We start from the raw sequence: 21,721 nt of genomic DNA, 5'->3' as shown, positions 1-21,721 counted from the left end.
CTTACGCTGGCTGGTGGGGAGCAGATGCGCGGGCCGCTGCGACCGCGCGGATGAAGGACACCGAGTCCGTCAGCGTGGGCGCAAGAAAGCGGAATGGCAAGCCGAATGCGCCGATGATTTCCCGGTGGTCCACCCCGGGATAGAGGCGTGACGAGACCGGGCCGCCGGCGTCGTGGATGCGGGCGGCGAGACGCGTCGTATTGCGGGGCAGCACGGTTGTGTCCTCGGTACCGGCCACCAGCAGCATCGGGGCGCTCTGCCCGTCGACATGATTGATGGGCTGGGTGCCGGGCGCCGTCGGAACGCCGAAGATCGCTTTCAATTCGGTGCTTTCCAGCGGCAGAAAATCATAGGGTCCGGCAATGCCGACGGTGCCGGCAGGCATCACGCGACTATTGGCTGCCCGCAGATAGGACGGATCGAGCGCCAGCATGGCGGCGTTATAGGCCCCGGCCGAATGGCCCATCAGGAACTGCGTGTCGCCACCGCCCCATTGGCCGATATGCTCCGCTGTCCAGGCAAAAGCGGCTGCGCAATCGTCCAGAAAGCTCGGGTAGCGTACCTCCGGGTACAGGCGGTAATCGGGAATGACCGTCACGCAACCGTGAGTTGCGAGCGCACCGCCAACGAAGCGATACATCTCTTTCGTTCCGCTATCCCAGCTACCGCCGTAATAAAAAACGACCACCGGGGCGGGTGCCTTGAGATTGTCCGGGACGTAGATATCAAGGCGCTGCCGCGGATCGCGCCCATAGGGCAGATCACGGGATGCCAGGCGGCGCGGGGCCATGGTATTCAGCATCGTCAGGGGTGAACACGCCGACGTCAAAGAGCTGATGAGGCCGAGACAGGTCAGTCCAAGGGTGGTGCGGTTAAGCCGACGGCGTGACGGGGTGGTGAACGCCGTTTCGATTTCAGTCTCATGCGTCTGCTGGGCCATGGGTTTCCGCGTGTCTGCTGCCGTCGTTCGTGAATGAAGCCTGTCCTTACGTTGTGGGCGAGAGCGGGCGTGGCAAGGCTGTTACCTGCATCCATGCCCCGACGCGCTGCGTAATCGTCAGGATGCCGCTAGGGCCCGTACGGGCTGGCCGATGGGATGGATGAATGTCTGTGAATAGCTTCGGTTCGGATGTTGCTTTGTCGGACGGGAACCGCTTGGACATAGCGGTGATCGGGTCCGGCATCGCGGGTCTGTCAGCCGCCTGGCTTCTCAGCCAGCGCCATCAGGTGACCCTCTATGAGGCCGATGATCGTCTGGGTGGCCACGGCAATACGGCGCGGGTCGAAAGCCCGTTGGGGGCGCTCGGCATCGATACCGGTTTCATCGTCTACAATGAAACGACCTATCCCAATCTCACGGCGCTGTTTCATCATTTGGGTGTGACGACGGAAGCGTCCGATATGTCCTTCGCTGTCTCGAAGGATGAAGGCGGTTTCGAGTATGCCGGGCGCGATCTGGCCGGGCTCTTCGCCCAGCCAAGCAATGTCCTGCGCCCGCGGTTCTGGTCCATGCTGCGCGATCTGCTGCGCTTCTACCGGGAGGCCCCGGCCGATATCGGCATGGTGGAGCGCGAGGGCATGAGCCTTGGCGCCTATCTCGATCTCCGCGCCTATAGCGCAACCTTTCGCGATGATCATCTTCTGCCGATGGCCTCTGCCATCTGGTCGACGCCCACCGCCGCCATTGCGGATTATCCGGCGGGTGCCTTTCTGCGTTTCTGTGTCAACCATGGTCTATTGCAGATTACCCGGCGCCCGGTCTGGCGCACCGTCTCTGGCGGGTCGGCCAACTATATCGTGCGCCTGCTCGCCGGCATTTCCGGCCGCGTCTATAAAAGCCGCCCGATCCGTAGCGTGGAACGCCTGGGTGGGTCTGTGCGGCTGCGGGATATGAGCGGCGAGGCGGTGGAGCATGATCATGTCGTCATCGCGACCCATGCCCATCAGGCGCTGGCGATGCTGACTGACGCGGATCAGATCGAGCGAGACCTCCTGGGCGCTTTCGGCAGCACCCGGAATTTGGCCGTCCTGCATACCGATCAAAGCCTGATGCCCAAGCGCCGTCGCGCCTGGTCATCGTGGAATTTTGTCGAATCGCGCAACGATGGCAGGGTATCGCCGTCCCTGACTTACTGGATGAACCGGTTGCAGAATCTGCCACGCGGCACGGAGTATTTCGTCACCATCAATCCGCCGCGGCCACCCAAGGCCGGCAGCGTTTTGCAGACGGACAGCTACGCACATCCGCTCTTCGATGCCCGCTCCATCGCGGCGCAACGGCGGTTATGGGATATCCAGGGCCGGAATCGGCTTTGGTTCTGTGGCGCGTGGTTTGGCGCGGGTTTCCATGAGGATGGGCTGCAGGCGGGTTTGGCCGTCGCTGAAGCGCTCGGCGCGGTCCGGCGGCCCTGGACGGTCGCGGCGGAATCGGGGCGCATTTTTCTGCCAGATGATACGGCGGCGCCCGCTTCCCAGATGCTGGCGGCATGACAGGCGCGGCCAGCACAATGCAATCCGCCCTCTATCCCGGTGTTGTGATGCATCAGCGCTATCATCCCGTGATGCACCGGTTGCAGTACCGTATCTTCTCCCTCCTGCTCGACCTTGACGAAATGGCGGCGATCGCTGCAAAGCTCCGTCTCTTTTCCATCGGCCGTTTCAATCTGGTGAGTTTTTTTGAGCGTGACCATGGGGATGGGCGCGAGCGCGGATTGCGCGACTGGGTGAGGGGGCAATGCGTGACGGCCGGAATAGACGCTGCCGGACCGATCCGACTGCTCTCCATGCCGCGCGTATTGGGGCATGCATTCAATCCGCTCAGCGTCTTCTTCTGTCACAATCCAGCAGGCGTGCTCACCGGCATTCTGTACCAGGTCAACAATACCTTCGGGCAGCGCCATTCCTATCTTATTGCGGTGGCGGCCGGTGATGGTGGTTCCATTCGCCAGTCGGCGCGCAAAATCTTCTATGTCTCGCCCTTCATGCCGATGGAGATGGACTATCGCTTCCGCGTCTCGCCGCCGTCTGACCGTGTGTCGGTTGTGATCGACGGGCTGGGTGCGATGGGCGGGACCATGGGAAAGCTGATCACGGCAAGTCTGTCCGGCCGCCGTGTCGAACTGACGGATCGGGCGCTGTTCGGCAGCGTTCTGCGATCGCCCGCCTTAAGCCTGAAGGTGATCGCGGGCATCCATTGGGAAGCCCTGAAGCTTTGGCGCAAGAAGGTCGGATTTCATCCGAAACCGGCCCCGCCGGCCCATGCCGTGACAATCGTGACAGGCTGATCATGTCCAGTTTCGTCGCTTCCGCCGCCATTCCTTTCGCGCCCGGCGCGCTCATCGGGCGTGCCGCTCTGGCCAAGCTGCTGCGCCGTCTGGCGCTCGGGCGGCTGATTGTGCGCCTGCCGGCGGGCGCCGAACTGGTGGGCCAGGGCGCCGAGCCCGGGCCCGAGGCGACCCTCGTGCTGCGCAACTGGCGCCCCTTGCTGATGCTGATGCTGCGCGGTGATGTCGGCTTCGCCGAATCCTATATGGATGGTGACTGGCACAGCCCGGACTTGCCGCTGCTGATCGAGCTTGCGGCCCGCAACCAGAGCGCACTCGGCAATTCTCTCGACGGCTCCTGGCTGACCCGCGCGGTCAACCGCCTGCGCCATGGCCGGCACGCCAATACAAGGCTGGGCGCGCGCCGCAACATCATGGCCCATTACGATCTCGGCAATGATTTCTACCGGGCCTGGCTTGATGATGGCATGACCTATTCCTCCGCGCTCTACGGCGATGCCGGCGCGACGCTGGAACAGGCGCAGACCGCGAAGCAGGATCGCATCCTGTCGCTGCTGGATCTCCGGGGCGGGGAAGAGGTGCTTGAGATCGGCTGCGGCTGGGGCGGCCTGGCCGAGCGGCTGATCGAGCGCGGCGCGCGGGTGACGGGGCTCACGCTGTCGCCCTCTCAGCTTGATTATGCAAAACAGCGGCTCGCCCCGTCTGTGCAGGCAGGACAGGCGGATTTGCGGCTGCAGGATTACCGTGACGTCGAGGGTCAGTTCGACCGCATCGTGTCCATCGAAATGCTGGAAGCGGTCGGCCGCGACTATTGGCCGGTCTATTTCGAAAAGTTGCGGGATTGTCTCAAGCCCGGCGGCGTCGCCGTGCTGCAGGTGATTTCAATTTCCGAGGCAAAGTTCGAGGCCTATCTGCGGGTGCCGGATTTCATTCAGCTCTACGTCTTTCCCGGCGGCATGCTGCCGACCGTGCCGATCATGGCCGCGGAAATTGGCAAGGCCGGTCTCACTTTGGACGCTCTGGAAACCTTCGGGCTGAGCTATGCCGAGACGCTGGCCGAATGGCGCCGCCGCTTCCATGCGGCTGTCCCCACGCTGCGGGCGGGGGGCATGGATGACGTCTTCAGCCGCCGTTGGGATTACTACCTCGCCTACTGCGAGGCCGGTTTCCGCGCCAGCGCGATCGATGTCGGGCTCTACCGGATCACCAAGCCCTTGTAGGCGGAGGCGGGGTTAGTGCCCCGTCTCGACCGGGGTCAGTGTCCAGGGCTCGCCGGGCGCGCTGGGCGGCTCGCAATAGATCGGCGTGGCATTGGGCGTGCGCACATTGGGCACCAGCCCCATGGCTGACCGCACGGCCCGGAACAGCGCGCCATGGGCCACGATCAAGACCGGCGCGGGATTCTCCAGGGCGCGGTTGATGGCCAGCGTCACGCGCTCGCGCAGATCGGCGAAAGGTTCTGCCCGCTCGGGCGTATAGGTGCCGGCGATCCAGTCATCGTACCAATCGCCCATCGGTTTGCCTTCCTGCTCGCCGAACTTCACTTCCCGCAGGCCGGCATCGGTTAGGACCGGCACGCCGGTCACCGCTGAGACAGCCTCGGCCGTATCGACGGCGCGCGACAGGTTGGAGGAGACGATGGCCGCAATCTCATGGCCGCGCATCAGTTCGGCCGCCTGCCGCGCCTGCGCCCGGCCATTGGCATTGAGCGGAATGTCGATATCGCCCTGCGAGAGGTTCTGGGCATTCCAGTCGGTCTCGCCATGGCGCAGGAACCAGAAGGCGACGGGCGTGATATCGGTCATCGGATGCCTCAGTCGAAAAGCGAGCTGACGGAGCTTTCGTCGGAAATGCGGCGGATGGCCTCGGCCAGCAGCGGCGCGATGGTCACCTGGCGCACATTGCTCGCCAGGCGCACCGCTTCGGTGGCCAGAATGGAATCCGTGATCGTCATCATCTCGATGGGGGAGGAGGCGATGCGCGCCACGGCCCCGCCCGACAGCACGCCATGCGTCGTATAGATGCTGGCGGACCGCGCGCCTTCCTCGATCAGGGCGGCCGCTGCGTTGCACAGCGTGCCACCGGAATCGACGATATCATCGACCAGAATGCAGTCGCGGCCGTCGACATCGCCGATCACGTTCATGACCTCGGACACGCCAGCGCGTTCGCGCCGCTTGTCGATGATGGCGAGATCGCAGTCGAGACGTTTCGCCAGCGCCCTGGCGCGGACGACGCCCCCGACATCCGGCGAGACGATCATCAGGTCGCGGCCGGCATAGCGGTCCTGAATGTCGCGCGCGAAGAGCGGCGCGGCATAGAGGTTATCGACCGGAATATCGAAAAAGCCCTGAATCTGCGCCGCGTGCAGATCCATGGTCAGCACGCGGTTGGCGCCGGCTTCGGTGATCAGGTTCGCCACCAGCTTGGCGCTGATCGGTGTGCGGGACCCGGACTTCCGGTCCTGCCGCGCATAGCCGAAATAGGGGATGACCGCGGTGATGCGCTTGGCCGAGCTGCGGCGCAGCGCGTCCAGTGTGATCAGCAGCTCCATGAGATGGTCATTGGCGGGATAGGCCGTGGATTGCACCACGAAGACATCCTCGCCGCGTACATTCTCATGAATTTCGACGAAGATTTCCATATCGGCGAAGCGCCGCACGGACGCTTTGGTCAGCGGCAGGTTGAGCGCGGCGGCGACCGCTTCCGCCAGAGGCCGGTTGCTGTTGCAGGCAACAATTTTCATGCGGCGGGTTCCGTCAGCAGCGGCGAGGAGGCGTGTTACGGGCGGCTTCTAGCAACCGCACCGCCCCCTGTCCACGCAGGAGCAAGCCGGGTCGGACCTGCGTTGCGCATGTCAAGCCATCGTTTCATGACGCCGGCGGCTTCGTTCCGGTATTCGTCGGCACCGGCTTGGCATAGGCGCGCTTGCCGATATTGTTGTCCAGCACTTCCTTGACGCCACCAGCCGCCTGCTGGGCGGCCACCACCGCGACATCGCCCCAGAAAGCGTCGAGCGAGCCTTTCGGGATATCGTGCAACTGCGCCACCCGTCCGACTTCCTTTCCGTCCGGTGTCGTGACGATCCAGTAGATCTCGATCCGCTGCGTCTGCGCATCGACCGTGACCGCTTTCACCTCGCCGCGCATGACATAGTCGGCATCGCGTGGCTGACCGATGACGATGACGCCAAGTACGCCGATGTCTTTTGTCATTTCGCGCGCGAGTGCCGCGTCGCCGTCGCCCGGTGCACCCGTGACCTTGGAGAAAGCCAGCTGCGGTGGCCGGTTATAAAGGCTGTTGGGGTCACTTTGCTTCAGCGCCGCGTCAATATTCGAGAGTAGATTGGAAATCTTGGGCGCCGCGTCATTGGCTTCCGCGGTCAGAACCGCCTGGTCGCCATTCGCCCAGGCCTGGGCCGGCACCGGCTGCCCGGAGTCGCGGCCCTGGATATGGCCGCGCGGGTCGATGACCGTATAGGTCGGTGTCACCTGATCGCCCATCATGACGGCGGTCACACCCAGCACCCAGTCGCCGCGCTGCGGCTTCTGTGCCAAGGCGGGCACGGTCTGGGCGGCCAGTGCGCCAGCGATATCGGCCGCGAAGACCGCTGCCGATTTGTCGTCGAGCAAAGCGCGACCGGGCACCGGTACCACCAGACGCTGCGGCGGCGGATGGGACAGAATGGCCCCCATGCGGCCGGGATGGCCCATCATCGGCTGCGGGAAATCGCCGCAGGCCGCGAGTGTCAGCGGCAGGGCCATCAGCCCATAGCGGAAGGAGGATGTCAGGCGTCGCATCGAATTCCCGAAATTTGATGTCCGATCGGGCCACCGCCCGCGAGCGTGCGGCGCCGGTGGCTGAAAAAGCGATCTGCCTCGGCTTGGGTATCGCCGGGGGTGATCGACACGAGCCCCACCCCTGCCGCGGACAGGCGCGTAGCGCAATAGCCAGCGAGATCGAACAGCCAGCGCTCCGGTCGTCCCGGCTGGAAGAAGCGGGCATTGCCCAGGTCGTGCGCCAGGACGCTGTCGCGCAGATCGGCGGCGACTTCATAAGACGGCTGGCGGATGCAGGGGCCGACGACGGCCGCGATACGCGACCGCTCGGCGCCGAGTGCCACCATCGCATCGACCGTCGCCTCCAGAATGCCCGCGACGGCCCCGCGCCAGCCGGCATGGGCGGCGCCCACCACGCGGTGCTCAGGGTCGGCGAAGAGGATGGGCCCGCAATCGGCGGTGATGACGCCGAGGGCGATGCCCGGCACCCGCGTCACCATGGCGTCGGCGCGCGGACCTTCGCCCGGCGCCCAGAGGTCTGTCACCGTCACAACATCGGTGCCGTGTACTTGCGTGAGGCCCAGGAGATGGTCAGGGGCCGCACCCAGTGCGCGCGCGACCCGCGCTCTGTTCTCCAGCACCACTGCCCGATCGTCACCACCCGAAAGGCTGCAATTCAGGCTGGCAAAGGGGCCGGTGGAAATTCCGCCCTCCCGCGTGAAGAAGCCATGCGGGGCGGATAGGTTCGGGTCGGTCAGGCAAGGCGGGGTCATGCGGCAAATCCTGGCAGGGGCGGGAAGCCGGTGGGCGTGATGGCCATAACCTTGAACAGCCGGCCCATGGCGGTGGGCTCCACCAGCCGGCGGGCCGCAGCCATGATCGCGGCGGCTTCGGTATCAGGCCGTCCGGCCGCCAGTTTGATGGCCCGCGGCAGAATACCAAGGGCGGTCAGGAAAGCACCTTGCGTCACCGGCCCCTGGACCCCCGCGCCCTGTACCATTGCGGCACGACGCATGGCGCCGAAATCGACCAGGGCGGTCAGATCGGCCTCCCCGGCATGGTCCAGCGGAGGCGACATACGCTTGGCCCGGATGGCCTGCAGACTGTCGCCGGGATTGGTGAGCGATCCGTAGTCGATCAGCACGGCAATTCCGCCCTTGGTCGCGATCCGCCGGCTGAGAGACTCGACGAACTGCTCGGCCGGCTCGTTCCGTTCCAAAATCCCCTGCGCATCCGCGTCCTCCGCTGGCAGGCCGGCTTGCGGGTCACATGGTATGTCCACGAAGGTGGTGCCGCTGACATGGCGTTCAAACCAGGCGCCATCCACGACGCGAAACTGCCGGATCGGCAGCGCGTCCAGGAACTCGTTGCCGATCAGGATCAGCGGCCCGTCCGGCAGGCTGGAGAGGTCGTCATGCCACACGGCATTGGGCACGCGCTTGGCTTGCTCGTCGCGCAGGCGGGGCGAGGTTTCGATGAAATGCACCGCGCAGGCGGCGTGAAACGCCGGCGCCACGCGTGCCGTCAGCCGCCGCGCATCGGCCATCAGACTGCCGCGGCCGGGGCCGGCTTCGGCCAGAATGACGGGGGATGGGCAGCCCAGGGCGGTCCACGCGATGGCCGCCCAGGCGCCGATCAGCTCACCGAAGATCTGGCTGATTTCGGGCGCGGTGGTGAAATCGCCGAAAGGGTCCTGACCGGCGTAATAGGCCGCATTGGCCCGGCCCATGAAGCGGTCCAGGCGCTCAGGCGCCGGATCTGTCTCAGGCCGGTCGCTCAAGCCGCCACCGGAATCGGCCGGCTTTTATAGGCGTAGATGAGCAGGCCGATGCCGGCCAGAACCATCGGCACACACAGCAGCTGGCCCATGGTCAGGCCCTGGAACAGGAAGCCGAGAAAGGCATCCGGCTCGCGAAAACATTCGGCCGTGCTACGGGCGATGCCATAGCCAATCAGAAACAGGCCGGTGAGTGCGCCGGCCCGGCGCCGCCGCGTTTCGGAACGCGCCAGCAGCAGCATGATGACAAAGAGGCAGAGCCCTTCCAGAAAGGCCTCGTAAAGCTCGCTCGGGAAACGGGGGATCTGGTCGACCCGCGGAAAGATCATCGCCCCCGGCCAGCCGGCTGGTGCAGGACGGCCCCAAAGCTCGCCATTGATGAAATTCGCGATCCGCCCGAAGCCCAGACCCATGGGGGCGACGATGGCAATGCGGTCGGCGAAGCCCAGCACGTTGATGCCATGCTTGCGGCAGAACCAGATGATGGCGATGGCGACCCCCAGCATGCCGCCATGGAAGCTCATGCCGCCTTCCCAGACCGCGATGATGCTGAGCGGATGGGCGAAGAAGGTACCGGGCTGATAGAACAGAACATAGCCGATGCGGCCGCCGAGGACGACGCCGAGCGTCGCCCAGGACAGGAAATCGTCCACCTGCAGAGCAGTCGCGACCGCCGGCGGCCAGGTCACGAAACGCCGCACCAGCCGCCAGCCGATGACGAGGCCCGCAATATAGGCGATGGCATACCAATGGATGGCAAAGGGCCCGATATGTAGCAGAACCGGGTCAAAATCCGGGAAAACCAGGGGTTTCATAGGCTAGCCATGCCTCGCGCTTCTGCAATGCCGCGGCCGATCTTGGCCAAAGGTCCGGGGCGACCCATGTGTACTGCCCTCGGCGACATAAGTCTGTTAGGAAACAGCTTGGCCGCCTGCGGCCGGGCCATCAGGTTCCGGTCTCATGGCGGCGCCTTATACGCAACCCACCCCCGGGGTGGAAGGCAGGAGGACGGATATGAAGGAGCGCGGCCGCTTCATGGATGATCTGGCAGGGGTGGCGCAGGGTGCGCTATCGGCCTTTACCGGGCTGCGCGACGAGGCCGAGGCCGTTTTTACGGCCCGCGTCGAAGCCGTCATTCACAAACTCGATCTTGCGCGCGGCGAACAGCTGGCCGCCGTCCAGGAACTGGCGACCAATACCCGCCTCGCCCTGGAGGCCGCAGAAGCTGAGATTGCGAGCTTGAAGACCAAGGTCGCGGCTTTGGAGGCTGCACAGGCCGCCCCGGCTGTGGTCCCCACTGTCGATCCGATCACGGCCTTCCCGCAGGATCTGCCGCCTGCGGTGCCCACCGACCTGCCGGCAAGCGACCTGCCTGGCGGCCTGCGGCCTGACGGCGATGCCTATGGCAGTGCCCCGGCATCTCCCATCGCCTGATGAGGTTTTTGTGGCAGTTTAGCCCTTAAGCCTTTGCACCGGCGGGCTTTACTTGCGGTTTGCGCAATAGAGCCCCTAGTGTTTTTACGGAGGCGGCGATTCGCGACGTCGGAACTGGGGTCCATGGGGAGCCCATCATCCGGCAGCGGCAACGTCTCACCGCCGATCCGGCCTTCCTCTCAGCACCGAGGAGACCTTCGATGTCCGCTAGCAGCATTGCCGCTGACGTTAGCGTCAAAAATCCGCTCGATGTGATCGAGCAGATCGTATCCACCAATGAATGGGCTTTCGAGCGCCGCAACAACGCCGAGATGGCGGCCGAAGCCCCGGGGCAATGGTCGGATTACGGTCTGTATTTCAACTGGTCTCAGGAAATTTCGGCGATGCACTTCACCTGCGCCTTCGACATGAAGGTGCCCGAGACGCGTCGCGCCGATTTCTACAAGCTGCTGGCCTTGGCGAACACGCATTTATGGATTGGCCATTTCGGCATGGACGCGGATGACGGCATGCCCGTTTTCCGCCACGCCGTGCTGTTGCGTGGGGCGCCGGGTGCGTCGCTCGAAAGCATGGAGGATATGGTCGATATCGCCATTACCGAATGCGAGCGCTTCTTCCCGGCTTTCCAGTTTGTGATCGCCGGCGGAAAATCGCCGGACGAGGCGCTGAGTGCCGCCATGCTGGAATGCGTGGGCGAGGCCTGATCGCAGGCGGATGCGGTCTAGCAAAAACGAGGGCAGGGGTGGCGACACCTCTGCCCTTTGTTTGTCACGATAACCGTCATTGAAGGCAGAGCAGCATGACCGACAGTGAATTCGACGCAGCCCTGGTTGCCGCGGTTTTTGCCCAGGCCGGGGAGCGCGGCTGGAACCGCGTCAGCATCGTCGAGGCGGCGCGCAGTGCCGGTCTGGATTTGCCGCGGACGCGGGCCCGTTTTCCCACCAAGCTGCATGTGTTGATCCGCTTCGGCAGCATCGCCGATCAGGCGGCATTGGCCGGCGCCACAACGGATGGTCCCATAAAGGATCGTCTCTTCGATATCATTCTGCGCCGCTTTGACGTGTTGCAGGCGCATCGCGCCGGCGTCGTCGCCGTGCTGGCAGCGGCGCGTTTCGACCCGGCGCTTGGCCTCATCCTGGCGCGGCTGTCGGCGCGCAGCATGGCCTGGATGCTGGAAGGCGTGGGTATTCCGGCCGGCGGTCTGCGCGGCCTGCTGCGGACGAAGGGCCTGCTCGCCGTCTGGCTTTATGCCGTCCACGCCTGGACGCAGGATGACAGTCCTGATCTTTCCGCCACGATGACGGCGACGGATAAGGCGCTGGACCGCGCCGCCGAGTTTGCAGGCTATCTGGACGACAAGACGGAAGACCAGAGCGGGGCGCCCACCGCCGGCCCTGACGAGGATCTGCCCTATACCGCGCCACCGCCCATTGATCCCGCGATTTGACGGTTGAGTGATATACGGTGAGGCCGCTTGCAGGCGGGCGCCGGATGGGCGTGAATGGGGCGCAGGGACGCCCTGACCTCTGGCTGGGGGCCAAGAGGCGGTCTAAAAAAACAATCGCGTGAAGGGGGTAACACCATGTCTGATGTGCCGAATTTCCCGGTCGATTTTGCCAAGTTTTTCTCCTCTCTCAGTCTTCTCCCGGCCTTTCCTGAGATGACGGCGCTGGTCGAGACGCAAAAGAGGAATCTGGCGGCCCTGACGGCCGCCAATAAGCTCATCTTTGAGGGCGCGCAGGCCATCACGCAGCGCCAGGTCGAGGTCGTGCGGCGGCAGGTGACGGACGCGACCGAAGCGGCGCGTGTCCTCGCCACCACCCTGAACCCGCAGGAGCGCGCACGCCTTCAGGCGGAACTGGTGAAAGTCGCTTACGAGAAGAGCGTCTCTGACCTCAAAGAGGTCGAGGATCTGCTGCGGAAGTCCAGCACCGAGGCCCTGGGCCTCGTCCACGCCCGCGTGCTTGAAGCGGTTGATGAAGTGCGGGCGGTCGTCGACAAAAAGGCGGCTGGCTAGGCAGACCGGCTCACCAAAAAACGCCCGCGGCGCAAGCCAGCGGGCGTTCATTCAGGCTTGATCCGGCGCGTCAGACGATCGCCGGCGCACGCTCACCGGCGACGCGGCCCCAGCCTTCGCTACCCGTTTCATCGAAAAGCGAGGTCAGCTGGCGCATCATGGTGCCGCCCAATTCCTCTGCATCGACGATGGTGACGGCGCGGCGATAATAGCGCGTGACGTCATGGCCGATGCCGATCGCGACCAGTTCCACCGCGTTGCGGCCTTCGATTTCATGAATGACCTGGCGCAGATGCTTCTCCAGGTAATTGCCGGGATTGACCGACAGCGTGGAATCATCCACCGGCGCGCCGTCGCTGATCACCAGCAGAATCCGGCGATGTTCGGGGCGGGTGAGGAGGCGGCGGTAGGCCCAGGCCAGCGCCTCGCCGTCGATATTCTCTTTCAGCAATCCTTCGCGCAGCATCAGGCCCAGGTTGCGGCGCGCGCGCCGCCAGGGCGCATCGGCGGATTTATAGATGATGTGGCGGAGGTCATTCAGGCGCCCCGGATTGCGCGGCTTGCCGTCCTGCACCCAGCGCTCGCGGCTTTGTCCGCCCTTCCACGCGCGGGTGGTGAAGCCCAGCACCTCCACCTTCACGGCGCAGCGTTCCAGCGTGCGGGCCAGGATATCGCCGCACATGGCCGCCACGGTGATCGGCCGGCCGCGCATGCTGCCCGAATTGTCGATCAGCAACGTGACGACGGTGTCGCGGAAATCGGTGTCGCGCTCCATCTTGTAGGAGAGCGACGCGGTCGGCGTCGTCACTACGCGGGCGAGACGGCTGACATCCAGCAGCCCGTCTTCCAGATCGAAATCCCAGGCGCGGGTCTGCTGGGCCAGCAGCTTGCGCTGCAGCCGGTTGGCAAGTTTGGAGACCACACCCTGAAGATGCTGCAGCTGGTGATCCAGCTGCTGGCGAAGCCGGGACAGTTCTTCCGGGTCGCAAAGCTCGGCCGCATCGATCTCTTCGTCGAAGGCTTTGGAATAGGCCCGGTATTGCGTGTCTTCCTGGCCGCGGTCGCGGGTCTGCTGCTGGCCGCCGGGGCGTTCATCGCCCTCGGCTTCCATCGTCTCGTCCTCGTCGCCCTCGGTCGCCTCCTCGGCCGTCGTCTCGCCGTCCATGTCCTGGGGATCGGGAGTCATGCTGGCTTCGGCTTCAGATTGGGACTGGCTTTCCCCCTCTGAGGAGGCATCCTGCTGCGGGCTCTGCTCCGGTGCTTCGTCGCCGCCTTCAGGCTGCTCTTCCGGCTCGGCTTCGATCTCAGCCTCAGCCAGGTCATAGGCTTGCAGCAGCTTGCGGGCCGCGCGGGTAAAGGCCTGCTGGTCGTCCGCCGTTGCCGCCATGTCGCTCAGCGCGGCAGAGGCGTCCTTGCCCATGGCGTCACGCCATTGGGCGAGCACCCGCTCGGCCCCCTCCGGGGTGGCATTGCCCGACATCCGCTCGCGCGCGAGCAGCGACAGGGCAGAGGCCAGCGGCAGCTGTTCCCGTTTGGTCATGCGGTCCAGGCCCTCGGCCTCGATCTGCTCGACCAGCTTCTGCTGAAGATTGGCGGCGACGCCTGCCATATGGCGGCTGCCCACGATCTCGACGCGCGTCTGCTCCAATGCGTCATAGACGTCCCGCGCTTCGCGGCTGGCGGGTGAGCGGGCTGAATGGATGGCGCTGTCGTGATGCTTCAGGCGCAGCGCCACGGCGTCCGCCGCACCACGGATACGGGTGATTTCGGCCGGCGGCAGGCCACGGGTGGGCGAGGGCAGGCGCGCGCGCTTGCCCGCCAGACTGGCGGGGCCGGCCTGGAAGGCGACCTCAACCTCCGGCTGGCCGGCGACAGCACGGATCGTTCCCGCGGTCGCGCGCTTGAACGCTTCGGCGCGTTCCTGTCCGTCCTTGGTTCCGCTCAAAGCCTGCCTCTAGCGTCAATGACCCCTCAACTCAGGGATGGGCTGAGGGCGTCGCCACATGTGCCGGGCAGGCGTCTCCCGCCCGGCTTTTCGGAAATCAGCTCGCGCGGCGAAGCCCGGTGGGCAGCTCCTCGTTGAAGCAGCGCTGATAGTATTCGGCCACCGTCTGCCGCTCCGCCTCATCGCATTTATTGAGGAAGGTGACGCGGAAGGCATAAGGCAGATCGTTGAAAATATTCGCGTTTTCGGCCCAGGTGATGACCGTGCGCGGGGACATGACGGTCGAGATGTCGCCCGCGATGAAACCGGCGCGGGTGAGATCGGCCAGGGCCACCATGCTTTCCACACGGCGGCGGGCCGGCCCGTCCTTGGGGTCGATGCCGAGCTTGGCCATCACGATGGCCGTTTCCTGAGCATGGGGCAGATAGTTCAAGGTCGCGACGATGCTCCAGCGATCCATCTGGCCCTGATTGATCTGCTGGGTGCCGTGATAGAGGCCGGTGGTATCGCCCAGGCCCACGGTATTGGCAGTCGAGAACAGACGAAAACCCGGATGCGGATGGATGACGCGGTTCTGGTCCAGCAGCGTCAGGCGGCCGGCCACTTCCAGCACGCGCTGGATGACGAACATGACGTCCGGTCGGCCGGCATCATATTCGTCGAAGACCAACGCGACAGGATGCTGCAGCGCCCAGGGCAGAATGCCTTCGCGGAATTCGGTGACCTGCTGCCCGTCCCTGAGCACGATCGCATCCTTGCCGATGAGGTCGATGCGGCTGATGTGACTGTCGAGATTGATGCGGATGCAAGGCCAGTTCAGCCGTGCCGCAACCTGCTCGATATGTGTCGACTTGCCGGTGCCATGATAGCCCTGGACCATGACGCGGCGATTGAAGGCAAAGCCCGCAAGGATGGCGAGCGTCGTCTCGCGATCAAACTGATAGGTCGGGTCGATGTCCGGCACGTGCTCGGTGCGGGTGCTGAAGGCCGGCACGGTGAGATCGGAGTCGATACCAAAAGTCTCGCGCACATTCAGCGTGACGTCGGGCATACCGAGATCGCTAATGCTCGTCGCATATTCGGTGCCGGGGATTGCGCCATTCATCATCGAAAAGACTGTCCTGTCATGCTGCTGCCAGATTAGCGGAGTGAGGGCGCATCGCAAGACGCGGGCTGCGCAGGAAGCCTATGCGGCCGGCCTGTGCGACCCGGCCGCGTCGCGCGCGCGGCTTCAGGGGTTGGCTGCCGCCGGCTGCCGTTCTTCGGCTGGCCAGTGCCGCTTCAAGGCGGTGTAGGCGCCGTTGATCAGCTTGATCTGTTCTTCTGCCGCACCGTCGCCGCCGCCCGTCGCATCGGGATGATGCTTCTTGGCCAGCGCCTTGTAGCGCGCCTTCACGGTATCCATCGTCACCGGCCAGGTCAGGCCCAGAACGCCAAGCGGTTGGCGCAGCTCGGCCGGAACCTCGATCGGTTCACGGTAAGTATGGGGATGCGCACCTCGTCCCGCCATATGCAGCAGCGGATCGCGCAACAAGTCTTCTTGCGCCGCATGGGCGGCGCCATTGGTGCCCAACCGCCAGGTCGGCCGGTGCCAGGACACATCGGCGCGCAGTTCCTGCTCGATCTGCCCCGGCGTCATGTCCCTATAATAATCCCACTTGGCATTGTAGGCGCGAACATGGTCCAGGCAGAACCAGAAATAGCTGTTGAGGGCGATGCGGGACTTGGGCGCGCGGTAGCAGCCCAGTTCTTCACAACCTGGTTGGTCGCATAGCCGGCCCGGCGCATCCGGGTCGGGCGCGTAGGCCCTTGCTCGGGGGGCGCGTCGGTTTGTCATGGCCGCTATATGGTGAAAACCGGTCACGCTTGGCAACACTGCTCTTGCACGGCAGGACGGCGCAGCGAACGGTTGATCAGGACGGGTGTTTTCGGCGAAAATGCTGTGCATGAGCCGTAAGATACGCATCCAGGATACGCTCTCGCGCGCCTTCGCGCCGCTCTCCATCCTCGTGGAGGATGACAGTGCGCGCCATGCCGGCCATCGCGGTCACCCGGGTGGGGCCGGGCAGGGTGGCGAAAGCCATTTCAACGTCACGATAGTCGCCGATTGTTTCTCTGGCATGAACCGTGTGGCCCGCGCCCGCGCCGTGAATGAGGCGCTGGCCGAGGAATTCGCCGGCGGCTTGCACGCCCTGTCGCTCACCCTGCGCGCCCCGGGTGAGAGCGCCCAGTCGCCGGCAGGTTGACCGGGCGCCACCGCCCCGCGACGAGGCGAGATCGTCTCTCTCGATACGGTTCAATTCGGGCGTGATTTTTCCCTTTTTGGTGACTAAAGATCCATCTGGGAGAAAAATATGTTGCGGCCTGTCGATAATCTGGTGAAATGACTTTACGGGGCAATCAGCCTCGCAGCATTTTTTCAGAGATTGGCGCTTATGGCTGCAGCTGTGCCGATGGACGAAACCGATCGTGCCATCCTTCGCCTGATCGCCCGCGATGCCTCCCTGTCTCTCGCCGAGATTGCCGCGGAAGTGCATCTCACCCCCACGCCATGCTGGAAGCGTATCCGTCGTCTGGAAAAGGACGGCGTTATCAAGGCGCGTGTCGCCGTGCTGGACCAGCAGGCGCTGGGCCTGCCGGTGTCCGTCTTCGTATCGGTCGAGACGGCTGATCATTCCGCGGAGTGGCTGACGAAATTTGCCGCCCTCGTCGATCAGACGCCGGAGATCGTTGACGCATGGCGCATGGGGGGCGATGTGGATTACCTTCTTCATGTCGTTGTGACCGATATCAGCGCTTATGATGCCTTCTATCGCCGTCTGATCGCGGCGGTGCCTTTGCGCAATGTGACGAGCCGCTTTGCCATGGAGCGGATCAAGGCAGCGCCCTTGCCGCTTTAGCCGGTCCATGCTGGGATCGGCCCTGAGAAGGAGACTGATCCTGACCGATGATCGCGACGAGCCCCTGTCTGGCGGTCAAGGCGACGGTGTCGCTTCGATGATTCGCACCGCGCTGGACGCCGTCGGCACCCTGCCGGATGCCGAAATTGCGCTGGCAGATACCGCCCTGCTCCTTGGCCGCTTGGACAATCCGAAGGCGGATTGGCGGCGCGCGCAGAAACATCTGACCCAGCTTGCCCGCGAGGCGGCCGAATTGCGGTCCTGGGCTGGCGGTGAGGCGCGGGATCAGGCCGAAGCTCTCTCCGGCATGCTCGGTTGCCGCCATGATTACAGCGGCGACTACGAAGATTATGACGATCTGCAGAACCTCAATCTCATTGCGGTGACCGAGCGGCGGCGCGGCATGCCGGTCGGGCTTGGCATCGTCTGGCTGCATTGCGCGGAGGTTGCCGGCTGGGATTGCTACGGAATCAATTTCCCCGGGCATTTCGTGCTTGGCATTGACGGGGATGACGGCCAGGCCGTGCTCGATATCTTTTCCGGCGGCCGCATTCTGGAGGCTGAGGATCTGGACGGCATGCTCGCACGGGTCAGTGAAGGCCGGCGCCAGGCGGCCCTGCCGCTGCTGACAGGGCGCATGACCAAGCGCGAGGTGCTCATCCGCCTTCAGCAGAATATCAGCTACCGGCGGGAGCAGTCGGGCGATCTCGACGGCGCGCTGATCGCGGCCGAGGACATGCTCCGATTCGCGCCCGCCGATATCAATCTGTGGCAGCAGGCGGCGGCGCTGAACCAGAAGATGGGACGGATCGCCGCGGCCGTGCGCTGCATGGGCAAGGTCGTAGACCTCATCCCGCCGGGGGCCGACCTCGCCCGGGCGCGCGCCGCGATGCGCCGGCTGCGCAGCAGCCTGAACTGACCCTCCTGCGCAGCAGCCTGAACTGACCCTCCTGCGCAGCAGCCTGACGTGAAAAGCCTGCGTGGCAGGCTGAAATAGGGACCCAGAGCTTCCGCCTGGTGGACGCCGCGCCCCTCGACGCTGCGTGGGTCGCTGCCATCTCTGTCCGCAGCGATGGATGGAGCGCCGCAGATGCCGGTCACAGGTCAGCCGTTTCAATTAGTCGTCGTCGGCGGTGGCGTCGCCGGCATAGAGATCGCGACCAGCCTGGGTCGCCGATGGCGCCATGCGCGGGTGGCGCGCAAGGGGGTGCCGGCCGTCACTTTGGTCGATGCCGATTTTGCCCATGTCTGGAAGCCTATCCTTCATACGATCGCTGCCGGGACGCGGGATGTGGCCCAGCAGGACCTCGCCTTCGTGACGCAGGCGCGGGATGCCGGGTTCACCTATCAGCCGGGGGCGCTGGCAGGGCTGGACCGCGCTGCCAGGCAGATCGTGCTCGCACCCCTGCATGCGTCCGATGGACGGCTCGTGATCCCCGAGCGGCGCCTCAGCTACGACGCGCTCATTTTGGCGATCGGCAGCGAAGCGAATGATTTCGGCACCCCCGGTGTGAAGGCGCATTGCCGTACGATCGATTCCCGCCGCCAGGCGATTGCCTTCAATGACGAGATTCGCACCCGCATGCTGCAGTCCCTGGCTCTGGAGCAACCGCTGTCGATCGCGATTGTCGGCGGTGGTGCGACGGGGGTGGAGTTCGCGGCCGAATTGATCCAGCTTTTGCATATCTCCGCCGGATTAGGCGCGACAGGGCTGGCCGGTCGCATGACGGTCACGCTCATCGAAGCCGGGCCGCGGCTGCTGGCAGGCTTCCCCGAGGATATCTCCGCGGCCACGGAACGCCGCCTTACCGCCATCGGCATCACGGTGATGACCAATACCAAGGTGAGTGCGGCGACCGAGTCGGGTTTCACTCTGGCTGATGGGTCTGAGGTTGCGGCCAGTTTGAAGGTCTGGGCGGCGGGCGTGCGGGCGCCCGCTCTGCTGGGCGATCTGGACGGTCTGGAGGCGCTGCCTAGCCATCAGCTCTGCATTCAGCCCAGCCTGCAGGCAACGCGGGACGCGGCCATTTTCGCGGTCGGCGATTGCGCAACGCTGAAGCCGGAGGGAGCCAGCCGCCCGCTGCCGCCGACCGCCCAGGTCGCGCATCAGCAGGCGCGGCATCTGGTGCAGCACCTGCCCGCCTTCATCGAAAACGGCACGCCATTGCCGGATTTCAAATATCACGACATGGGCGCGCTGGTGTCGCTCGCCGATTACGACGCCTTCGGCTCGCTCGGGCGCACCGGTCTGTTCAAGGGCATGACCTTCCGTGGCAGATTGGCCCAGTTCAGCCACGAAATGCTCTACCGCAGCCATCAGCAGAAGATTTTCGGCTTTTGGCGCGGCGGACTGGTGTGGTTTCTGGACTGGCTCAATGCACGCGTGCGGGCGCCGATCCGGCTGGATTAGCTCAATCGAACTTGGGGGCTACGGCGCGGATCTCCGGCAGCGGGACAGTGTCGCCGCCCTTCAGCTTGCGGAATTCCAGATATTGCCAGAACAGCAGCGCCGGCAGGCCGATGACGAGATCGCGGGCCCGCGTGAGAAGAGAGACCGCAACCGAAATTTCGACCGGCAGGCCGAAGATGGCGCCAAGGCCGGCATAGGCCGCTTCCTGCACGCCGACTGCCCCGGGAATGAAAAACGTCATGCTCAGCGCCGCGCGCAGCAGCGCCTCGATGGCGAGGGCCTGGGACAGGGTGATCTGAGCGCCGAGCAGGTGATAGGCGAGCCAGGACTGGCTGGCGGAGCCCAGCCAGCCCAGGAAGTGGAAGAGAACGGCGCCGATGATGCCGCTTTTGCGCGCATAGATGGCATCGAACTGGCTTGCCATATGCTCCAGCGAGCCAAGAGCACGGCCTTCGCCCTTGGCAATGCGGGACGCAAGCTTTTGCACCAGCCGCGTGCCCGGGCCGGGCAGGGCGATGAAAATGGCGGCAGCCAGCGCCGCCACCACAATGCCGGCGCCGACCGGCAAAATCAGGTGCGAATGCGGCTGCCAGACCAGAAGAATCCCGAGGCCCAGGGCCGAAAACATGACTTCGGCGGTAAATTCGGCGGCGACATCGACCAGGGTGGAGGCCGCGGCCAGTGCCATCGGAATGCCAGTGAGGCACACCGCGCGCGCGCCGATCACAAAGCCGCCGACGGGCAGGAAGGGCAGAAAGCGGCCGCCGGCCTCACGCACCAGCCTGCCCCAGTAAAGCCGTGGCAGCAGGCGCCAGGATCGCTGAGGGAGGATGATCAGCCAGGCCAGGGCAAGCGGGATTGAGATGACCAGCTGTGCGAGGATCAGTTCTGCGAAACCCCACCAGCCCACAGACAGCATCGCTTCCAGCACATGATGGGCACCGAAGGCGAAGACGATCGCGATGGCCAGAAGAATGCCGGCGAGCATGAGCAGAAGCGAGAGCCGCTTCATGCCGCTGCCACCGCATTCGCCAAACCGAGCTTTGTATGGTCAGTCAATTGTGTCTTGCCTTGGATCGAAGCTTGCGCAAGGGGCGCCGCTGGCATCTATACCGGCCCGATGCCGGTGCGCCAGTTCCAGTCCATCGACGCTGCATTGAGGAGGAAGCCTTGGCCCGAAACAATCTGACCCTGGTCACCGGGGCCACTGGTTTCGTGGGTGCGGCCGTGGCCCGCGCGATCGCCGCGCGGGGCTATCCGCTGCGTCTGCTGGTGCGCAGCGCGTCCTCGCGCAAGCATCTGACGGAACTGGATGCGGAATTCGCCGAGGGCGACCTGAATGACGTCGACAGCCTCGCGCACGCTGTGAAAGATTGCCGCTATGTCTTTCATGTTGCAGCAGATTATCGTATCTGGGTGCCAGACCCGGAGGCGATGATCGCAACCAATGTGCAGGCGACCGAGAATCTGTTGCGGCTGGCTTATGCGGCGGGCGTCGAACGCATCATCTATACCAGTAGCGTCGCGGCGCTTGGCCTCAATCCCAAAGGCGGCCCGCCTGCGACCGAAATTACGCCCATCACCTATGACAAGGTCGTCGGCACCTACAAGAAATCCAAATTCCTGGCCGAGCAGATGGCGCTGAAACTCTCCGACGAAGGCATCCCTGTCGTCATCGTCAATCCGGCTGCCCCTATCGGACCGGGGGACGTGAAACCGACACCGACGGGCGTGATGATTCGCGACGCCGCCACGGGCCGCATGCCGGCCTATGTCGATACCGGCCTCTCCGTCGTGCACGTGGATGATTGCGCGGCTGGCCATTTGCTGGCGCTGGATCGCGGCGAGATCGGCGAGCGCTATATCCTGGGCGGCGAGAATATTTCCATGAGCGCCGTGCTGGGCCTGGTCGATACGGTGGTGGGCAAGGCCCCGCGCCGTGTCCGCCTGCCGATCGGCCCCCTGATGCCGGCGGCTATGATCGCCGAGCAGGTGGCGCGTGTCACGGGCAAGGAGCCGCGCATGACCCGCGATCATCTCAAAATGGCGAAAAAGATGATGTATTTCTCCTCCGCCAAGGCCGAGCAGACGCTCGGCTATACCTATCGTCCGGCGATTGAGGCGGTGCGGGACGCCATTCAGTGGTTCGACCAGCACGGCTATCTCAAGGCATGA

At 64.6% G+C, this 21,721-nt stretch carries 23 protein-coding genes; 12 read left to right on the top strand and 11 right to left on the bottom strand.

Annotated features, from left to right (window positions below; genetic code table 11):
* Position 1: 1 nt before the first annotated feature.
* Positions 2 to 940: an alpha/beta hydrolase gene (locus AC3G7M_RS15695; protein ID WP_489213065.1), complete on the bottom strand. Its 939-nt coding sequence runs from the start codon at positions 938 to 940 to the stop codon at positions 2 to 4.
* Positions 941 to 1,104: 164 nt separating this feature from the next.
* Between AC3G7M_RS15695 and AC3G7M_RS15690 the strand changes: the two genes are divergently transcribed.
* The 3 genes from AC3G7M_RS15690 to AC3G7M_RS15680 are packed head-to-tail and all read left to right on the top strand — an operon-like array spanning position 1,105 to position 4,504.
* On the top strand, positions 1,105 to 2,490 hold the full coding sequence (locus tag AC3G7M_RS15690) for an NAD(P)/FAD-dependent oxidoreductase (protein ID WP_489213064.1): 1,386 nt from the start codon (positions 1,105 to 1,107) through the stop codon (positions 2,488 to 2,490).
* Between the two features lie 17 nt (positions 2,491 to 2,507).
* The gene (locus tag AC3G7M_RS15685; RefSeq protein ID WP_489213063.1) at positions 2,508 to 3,284 is read left to right on the top strand and encodes a DUF1365 domain-containing protein; all 777 of its coding nucleotides are present in this window, start codon (positions 2,508 to 2,510) and stop codon (positions 3,282 to 3,284) included.
* A 2-nt stretch (positions 3,285 to 3,286) separates the two neighbouring features.
* A complete protein-coding gene (locus tag AC3G7M_RS15680) occupies positions 3,287 to 4,504 on the top strand; it encodes a class I SAM-dependent methyltransferase (RefSeq protein WP_489213062.1) in 1,218 nt (405 codons plus the stop codon).
* Positions 4,505 to 4,516: 12 nt separating this feature from the next.
* Here AC3G7M_RS15680 and AC3G7M_RS15675 read toward each other — a convergent pair whose 3' ends face one another.
* The 6 genes from AC3G7M_RS15675 to lgt all read right to left on the bottom strand — a co-directional run bounded on the left by AC3G7M_RS15675 (position 4,517) and on the right by lgt (position 9,655).
* Complete coding sequence (locus AC3G7M_RS15675) at positions 4,517 to 5,089, bottom strand: histidine phosphatase family protein (RefSeq protein ID WP_489213061.1); 573 nt, start codon at positions 5,087 to 5,089, stop codon at positions 4,517 to 4,519.
* A gap of 8 nt (positions 5,090 to 5,097) precedes the next feature.
* Positions 5,098 to 6,030 carry a ribose-phosphate pyrophosphokinase gene (locus AC3G7M_RS15670; protein ID WP_489213060.1) on the bottom strand — a complete coding sequence of 311 codons (933 nt, stop codon included), beginning with the start codon at positions 6,028 to 6,030 and terminating at the stop codon, positions 5,098 to 5,100.
* 124 nt (positions 6,031 to 6,154) lie between these two features.
* Positions 6,155 to 7,084, bottom strand: coding sequence for a hypothetical protein (locus tag AC3G7M_RS15665; RefSeq protein ID WP_489213059.1), 930 nt, complete (start codon positions 7,082 to 7,084; stop codon positions 6,155 to 6,157).
* The gene (pgeF, locus tag AC3G7M_RS15660; protein ID WP_489213058.1) at positions 7,072 to 7,836 is read right to left on the bottom strand and encodes a peptidoglycan editing factor PgeF; all 765 of its coding nucleotides are present in this window, start codon (positions 7,834 to 7,836) and stop codon (positions 7,072 to 7,074) included. The genes AC3G7M_RS15665 and pgeF overlap by 13 nt, the downstream gene beginning before the upstream one ends.
* A complete protein-coding gene (locus AC3G7M_RS15655; protein WP_489216077.1) occupies positions 7,833 to 8,792 on the bottom strand; it encodes a class I SAM-dependent methyltransferase in 960 nt (319 codons plus the stop codon). Before AC3G7M_RS15655 ends, pgeF begins: the two co-directional genes overlap by 4 nt.
* A gap of 47 nt (positions 8,793 to 8,839) precedes the next feature.
* Positions 8,840 to 9,655 (bottom strand): prolipoprotein diacylglyceryl transferase, encoded by an 816-nt coding sequence (gene lgt, locus AC3G7M_RS15650; protein WP_489213057.1) that lies wholly within the window; start codon positions 9,653 to 9,655, stop codon positions 8,840 to 8,842.
* A gap of 199 nt (positions 9,656 to 9,854) precedes the next feature.
* Here lgt and AC3G7M_RS15645 point away from each other — a divergent pair, with 199 nt between their 5' ends.
* The 4 genes from AC3G7M_RS15645 to AC3G7M_RS15630 all read left to right on the top strand — a co-directional run bounded on the left by AC3G7M_RS15645 (position 9,855) and on the right by AC3G7M_RS15630 (position 12,291).
* Positions 9,855 to 10,274 carry an accessory factor UbiK family protein gene (locus tag AC3G7M_RS15645; RefSeq protein WP_489213056.1) on the top strand — a complete coding sequence of 140 codons (420 nt, stop codon included), beginning with the start codon at positions 9,855 to 9,857 and terminating at the stop codon, positions 10,272 to 10,274.
* Positions 10,275 to 10,474: 200 nt separating this feature from the next.
* Positions 10,475 to 10,978, top strand: a complete 504-nt coding sequence (locus tag AC3G7M_RS15640) for a type III secretion system chaperone family protein (protein WP_489213055.1) — start codon at positions 10,475 to 10,477, stop codon at positions 10,976 to 10,978.
* Positions 10,979 to 11,073: 95 nt separating this feature from the next.
* Entirely contained in the window at positions 11,074 to 11,721 is a 648-nt protein-coding gene (locus AC3G7M_RS15635; RefSeq protein WP_489213054.1) for a TetR family transcriptional regulator, read from the top strand.
* 135 nt (positions 11,722 to 11,856) lie between these two features.
* On the top strand, positions 11,857 to 12,291 hold the full coding sequence (locus tag AC3G7M_RS15630) for a phasin family protein (RefSeq protein WP_489213053.1): 435 nt from the start codon (positions 11,857 to 11,859) through the stop codon (positions 12,289 to 12,291).
* A 70-nt stretch (positions 12,292 to 12,361) separates the two neighbouring features.
* Here AC3G7M_RS15630 and cobT read toward each other — a convergent pair whose 3' ends face one another.
* The 3 genes from cobT to AC3G7M_RS15615 form a co-directional block, all read right to left on the bottom strand.
* On the bottom strand, positions 12,362 to 14,236 hold the full coding sequence (gene cobT / locus AC3G7M_RS15625) for a cobaltochelatase subunit CobT (RefSeq protein WP_489213052.1): 1,875 nt from the start codon (positions 14,234 to 14,236) through the stop codon (positions 12,362 to 12,364).
* A gap of 97 nt (positions 14,237 to 14,333) precedes the next feature.
* A complete protein-coding gene (cobS, locus tag AC3G7M_RS15620; protein WP_489216075.1) occupies positions 14,334 to 15,287 on the bottom strand; it encodes a cobaltochelatase subunit CobS in 954 nt (317 codons plus the stop codon).
* 180 nt (positions 15,288 to 15,467) lie between these two features.
* The gene (locus tag AC3G7M_RS15615; protein WP_489216073.1) at positions 15,468 to 16,073 is read right to left on the bottom strand and encodes a J domain-containing protein; all 606 of its coding nucleotides are present in this window, start codon (positions 16,071 to 16,073) and stop codon (positions 15,468 to 15,470) included.
* 109 nt (positions 16,074 to 16,182) lie between these two features.
* On the opposite strand from AC3G7M_RS15615, the gene AC3G7M_RS15610 reads away from it, so the two are divergent.
* The 4 genes from AC3G7M_RS15610 to AC3G7M_RS15595 all read left to right on the top strand — a co-directional run bounded on the left by AC3G7M_RS15610 (position 16,183) and on the right by AC3G7M_RS15595 (position 19,546).
* A complete protein-coding gene (locus tag AC3G7M_RS15610; RefSeq protein WP_489213051.1) occupies positions 16,183 to 16,482 on the top strand; it encodes a BolA family protein in 300 nt (99 codons plus the stop codon).
* A 189-nt stretch (positions 16,483 to 16,671) separates the two neighbouring features.
* Positions 16,672 to 17,136 (top strand): Lrp/AsnC family transcriptional regulator, encoded by a 465-nt coding sequence (locus AC3G7M_RS15605; RefSeq protein ID WP_489213050.1) that lies wholly within the window; start codon positions 16,672 to 16,674, stop codon positions 17,134 to 17,136.
* Positions 17,137 to 17,233: 97 nt separating this feature from the next.
* Entirely contained in the window at positions 17,234 to 18,055 is an 822-nt protein-coding gene (locus tag AC3G7M_RS15600) for a SirB1 family protein (RefSeq protein WP_489213049.1), read from the top strand.
* Positions 18,056 to 18,226: 171 nt separating this feature from the next.
* Entirely contained in the window at positions 18,227 to 19,546 is a 1,320-nt protein-coding gene (locus tag AC3G7M_RS15595) for an NAD(P)/FAD-dependent oxidoreductase (protein ID WP_489213048.1), read from the top strand.
* Position 19,547: 1 nt separating this feature from the next.
* Here the strand turns inward: AC3G7M_RS15595 and AC3G7M_RS15590 are convergent, their stop codons facing one another.
* Positions 19,548 to 20,558 carry a lysylphosphatidylglycerol synthase domain-containing protein gene (locus AC3G7M_RS15590; protein WP_489213047.1) on the bottom strand — a complete coding sequence of 337 codons (1,011 nt, stop codon included), beginning with the start codon at positions 20,556 to 20,558 and terminating at the stop codon, positions 19,548 to 19,550.
* 158 nt (positions 20,559 to 20,716) lie between these two features.
* Between AC3G7M_RS15590 and hpnA the strand changes: the two genes are divergently transcribed.
* Complete coding sequence (hpnA, locus tag AC3G7M_RS15585) at positions 20,717 to 21,721, top strand: hopanoid-associated sugar epimerase (RefSeq protein ID WP_489213046.1); 1,005 nt, start codon at positions 20,717 to 20,719, stop codon at positions 21,719 to 21,721.

Source organism: Acidisoma sibiricum (genome assembly GCF_057837225.1).
Note: the sequence above shows the minus strand (reverse complement) of the source record. Positions and strands in the feature narration are given on the sequence as shown.